The organism is Candidatus Zixiibacteriota bacterium (assembly GCA_014728145.1).
In the GTDB taxonomy this organism is placed as follows: domain Bacteria; phylum Zixibacteria; class MSB-5A5; order JAABVY01; family JAABVY01; genus WJMC01.
Map to the genome: position 1 here is coordinate 1 of WJMC01000047.1, position 4,980 is coordinate 4,980.

Annotated in this window: 5 protein-coding genes; 2 read left to right on the forward strand and 3 right to left on the reverse strand. The window is 48.0% G+C overall.

The window, feature by feature from the left end:
- Positions 1 to 695: DUF362 domain-containing protein (locus GF404_02745; GenBank protein MBD3381095.1), on the forward strand; the 695-nt coding region annotated here is incomplete at its 5' end.
- Here the strand turns inward: GF404_02745 and GF404_02750 are convergent.
- From GF404_02750 to GF404_02760, 3 genes are all read right to left on the reverse strand, one after another.
- Positions 686 to 1,255, reverse strand: a complete 570-nt coding sequence (locus tag GF404_02750) for a CBS domain-containing protein (GenBank protein ID MBD3381096.1) — start codon at positions 1,253 to 1,255, stop codon at positions 686 to 688. The genes GF404_02745 and GF404_02750 overlap by 10 nt on opposite strands.
- A 112-nt stretch (positions 1,256 to 1,367) precedes the next feature.
- Entirely contained in the window at positions 1,368 to 2,861 is a 1,494-nt protein-coding gene (locus tag GF404_02755) for a DASS family sodium-coupled anion symporter (GenBank protein MBD3381097.1), read from the reverse strand.
- Positions 2,862 to 3,624: 763 nt separating this feature from the next.
- Complete coding sequence (locus GF404_02760; protein MBD3381098.1) at positions 3,625 to 3,690, reverse strand: hypothetical protein; 66 nt, start codon at positions 3,688 to 3,690, stop codon at positions 3,625 to 3,627.
- A gap of 59 nt (positions 3,691 to 3,749) precedes the next feature.
- Here GF404_02760 and GF404_02765 point away from each other — a divergent pair, with 59 nt between their 5' ends.
- Positions 3,750 to 4,685, forward strand: a complete 936-nt coding sequence (locus GF404_02765; protein ID MBD3381099.1) for an IS481 family transposase — start codon at positions 3,750 to 3,752, stop codon at positions 4,683 to 4,685.
- Positions 4,686 to 4,980 lie beyond the last annotated feature (295 nt).

Sequence of the window (4,980 nt, forward strand, 5' to 3'; positions counted from 1 at the left end):
ATTCGGCTGTTTCCCGCCTGTTTGAAGTCGACAAACCGTCCGAAGCGTGGAAAAAGATAGTCGGACCCAAAGATATCGTCGGGATAAAGAGCAATGTCTGGGGGCCTTTGCCGACACCTTCGGAAGTCGAACAGGCGATAGAGGCAGGCATCCTCTCGGCCGGAGTAGAGAAAGAAAATATCGCTATCGACGATCGCGGTGTTTTACGGAGCGAAGTTTTCAAAAACGCCACAGCCCTGATAAATGTGCGTCCCCTGAGGACTCATCACTGGTCCGGCATCGGCGGATGCTTGAAGAACCCGATCATGTTTACCCCGACACCGTGGAAGTACCACGACAACTCCTGTGCCGATCTCGGCCTGGTCTGGAAGCTTCCCGAGGTAAAGGGAAAGGTCCGCTTGAATATCCTGGTGCTGTTGACGCCACATTTTTACAGTGTCGGACCGCATAATTTTGATGCCAAGTATACCTGGCCCTACCGGGGCTTATTGGTTTCCACAGATCCGGTTGCGAGCGACGCGGTCGGAATCAGTTTGTTCAACGCCAAAAGGAAAGAATACTTCGAGCGCGAACGGCCGATCAAGCCACCGCCTCACCATGTGGTATTCGCTGACACCCGTCATGGCCTGGGTGTCAGCGATCTGAATAAAATTGAATTGGTCAAATTGGGATGGATGGAGAACAGCTACTTCTGATCATCTATTTCGCAGGCACAGATGCTCCGGATCATTTTCGACAATTCTGTGTAGAGATCGGACAACCTGAGAATTCCCACAATTTCGTCATTACGCACGACCGGGATTGATAATGACTGCCACATTACGAACTTGTGAATCGCCTCGGTGATCGGCGCGTTCTCATCGATGTTTTCATTGATCGGGTGAAAGGCATCCCTGACATGAACCGAGCGCGCCCGCTTGCAAAGATCGGGAATTGTGTATTCCCAGAATTTAAAGGTATCCATTATAGAGTGCACAAATTCTTCGCTCAGGCCGGCCCGCGATAGAGTTTTCAAATCACCGATCGAATCATATTTGGGTTCGAGAGCTTTCAGAAAGGCCAGATGCCCAAGCTTCCCGACGATCTTGCCATGCTTGTCACGTACCAGGACCGCCCGGTGTTTCATACGACCCTCATCCAGCTTCTTCTGGGCTTCTTCCAGTATATTAACAGCGTCAAGGAGGGTAGCGTCCTCATCGACAATTGCGTAATCCTCAAGCCTGAGCATCAAATCTTTAACTTTTTTGGTTTCCATAACATAATCCTTCCCTAACTCTTGTGAAAAGTCAGAAAAACAGTCTGCTCAGCATACAATAACCAAAATATGGATCAACAGTTGCATAAAACTTTAGGCAACCGCTAAATTTTTATCCAGTCAAAATCGGCATACCCATGATCGGCCACAGTACAACGATCACGATACAGAGCACAATCAAAAGTATGATACTGGCAGGAATACCGACCACAAAGAATTCACCGGAAGTGAATTGTTTGCTTTCGTAGGCGATGGCGTTGGGAGCCGCTCCGACCAGAAGCAGAAACGGCATACCAGCCACGACCAGCGAACTGAACAGGATAACTTCCGGAGCAACACCCAGGTAAGGCGCGATGACCAGCGCTACCGGAAGTGAAATCGCAATCGCGGCGACGTTCATGATGAAGTTAGTCATCATCATTACGAAGAAACTGATCGCCATCACAAAAATCAGCCAGTGCGCGTTCTGGAAAAGCACCAGCCAGTTGATCGCCAGCCATTTGGCCGCCCCGGTTTCCCACAGGCAGAAGCCGATACTCATAGCGCCCCCGAAGAGCAGGACAATATTCCAGGGTATTTCCTCCAAATCCCTGATATTTAACACCCTGAACAGGAAAAACAGGATCGTCGTGATCAAAATAATCGCGCTTTTGTTAATCGGCGCCAGCGCCGGTATAAACGAACGCATACTCATCACCAGGATGCTAGAAAAAACGATCAGAAGCGTAAGTCCCTCGGTAACGGACATCGGGCCAAGATCCTGCGCCATCGGTTTGACCCTTTCCCGCAGTCCGGGGATAGTCTTTTTTTCCGGCTTGTAGACAACCATGAAAAATCCCCATAAAATGAAGGTCATCACCACTCCCACCGGAAACATATACCAGGACAGCTCGAAGAAACCGATTTCCCGTCCGACGACATCCTTGAAAAATCCTATGGCAACCGCGCCCCGGGCGGCCCCTAAGAGCGTGATGATACTGCCCGCGCCGGCCACGAACGCCATGCCCATAAACAAGCCTTTACCGAAGCGTGTCGGTTTGTTATCCTCTGCGTACAGGCCGTAGATCGCCATTAAAAGCGGATAGACCGCCGCCGCCACCGCGGTATGGGCCATGATCAATGTCAGAGCCGAAGTCATTACGAAACTGCCCAGGTAAATCATGCTGGTTCGTTCTCCCACCAGAAGTAGCATCCGGTAAGCCATCCGCTGTGTCAGTCCGGTTTTGGCAAAAGCCATGCCGATCACGATCGAGCCAATGATAAACCAAACCGATGGATCCATGAAATTGCCGAAAGCGACATCGGCCGGTCGAATCAGAAAAAGCGCCTGCAGAACACCGATTGCGATACTGGTGACGCCGATTGGAACGACTTCGAATACCCACCAGATACCTGCCAGAAGAAAAATCGCGAGAGCGCCTTTACCCTGCTGAGTCAGTTCAAAATGCTTACCCTGAGGATCGACAGCATCACCCCAGGGTGGAGAAAAATTGACTATACAGAACAGGCCGATCCCGAGAAAGATCAGAGCGATCCGTTTCCAGTCGATTTTTCTTTTGCCAAATCGTTTGGCAGTTTCCGACCTCTGCGCCAGATCTTTGGTCATTCTGGTCCTCTCCTCATTTATAACTGTATGGATTGACCCCTGTATGCTGGAGAATATTTTGAGCGAATGCCTTTCGGCACAACTCACTGCGGGTAGTGGGATGATGATCCCTTGTGGGGGTCAAAGTTTGTTTTTTCATTAACTTACAAGCTATCCCATGAGCCATATAAAGCCACAAAATACCATTCCCGCATTTGCTTGTCAATACATGATAATCCTGATTTGAAGATTTTTGTAACGGCCCCGAAACAGCCGGATTTTCAGTAAATCAAGTTGTGTAAAATAGTTAACTGGATAAAACAAAAGGGCATATGCTGTTATGGAACTTTAGAAAGGCTGATATACCCATGCGGAAACTGGACTTCGCGGAGAGTAGTTAAATAAGCCTCTGGCTAGGTGTCGGGGCAGTTTTGATCGAGATGCGCTGCAAAAGTCAAGGACTTCCCATACAGTTCTAACCTCTCGGTTAGTTGGTTAACCAGCCTTTTTTTTCTTCAGCTATGATCCTTCTTTTATGGACTGGCGGCCCACCCGCATGCGGGCGGGATTTGTTCAACTAATAAATTGGAAGTGGTACGGATTCACGATATAGGTAACACCGGACCTGCCTCCTGAAGAGGTGGCCACCCGACCTACAATATCGATCTTACAAAATACCGCACCTGAATCATGCGGTTCTTTCCCGGCATTTCATCATATAACAAAAAACCGCCCGGATGAGGTTATTATCCGGACGGTTTAGGTGTTAAGATCTGATGAGCCGTTATTTCATCAGAATCATCTTTTTCGTTTCAACATAGTTGTCAGCGGTCAGGCGGTAGAAATAGATGCCCGAGGCGACCTGACGGCCGTTATCGTCACGGCTGTTCCCGTCAACACTTCTACGATATCAAGAAAGCCTATGAGAGTCAAGGATTAGATGGACTCAAAGAAAAGACCCGCCGTAAACCATGCCATAAGAATCGAGTAGCCCCGGAGATTGAAGAGGCAGTGCTTTTGATGACCTATGAGTACCCAGCCTATGGACAACTGCGAGCCTCGAATGAATTACGTAAACAGGGTGTTCTGATATCCTCGGGTGGAATCAGGTCGATCTGGTTGCGTCATGGTCTGGAGACCTTCAAGAAGCGTCTGAAAGCACTGGAGGAGAAGGCCGCCAAGGAAGGAATCGTTTATACCGAGGAACAGCTTCGTGTCCTGGAACAGGCTCGTAAAGAGCGTGAGACGGTCCCCGATGAAATCGAGACTCACCATCCGGGCTACCTGATAGCCCAGGATACCTTTTATGTCGGTTATCTCAAAGGCGTAGGACGAATCTATCAGCAGACCGTGATTGACACCTACTCATCAGTGGCTTTTGCCAAGCTGTACACCGCCAAGGTTCCCTTGACCGCCGCTGATGTCTTAAATGACAAGGTAGTGCCTTTCTATGATGAACAGGGAGTTGATATTCTGCGAGTTCTGACTGATCGAGGCACGGAGTTCTGTGGCCGGCTTGACAAACATCCCTACCAGCTCTATCTTCAGCTGCACGAGATTGAGCATACCAGGACCAAAGCCAGACATCCACAGACCAACGGAATCTGTGAACGCTTCCATAAGACAATCCTGGATGAGTTCTATAAATCGATCTTTAGAAGGAAGATATTTTCCTCGATTGAGGAATTACAGACTGAGTTGGATCAATGGATGATTCATTACAATCAGGAACGAACTCATCAAGGCAAGAGGTGTCAAGGTAGAACACCGATGCAGACTTTTATTGACGGAAAACATCTGGCCCAAAAAGCCAATCTCGAAAATGAGGATAATCTGGTAGCCTAAAAAATAACCATCAGAGGTTGATGACTGTCAACTCAAGTGTCGTTCAGTACAACTTAAATCATACTCCAATGGCATGGCCAGGTGGGCGAGGATGTGCAATGAAATTACGCAAATTGTTAGGAGTATACTCAGTAATTCCTGAGTATTATAATTGGAGGTAATTATGAAATCGATATTACTTATTTTTCTGCTGTTATTAAATGTAAGCATTTGCTCGTCATTTGACATTCATTCTAATCTGTTAAAAGAACTTGAATATTCATCGGGAAAACCAATTTTGAAGATAGATAGAAAC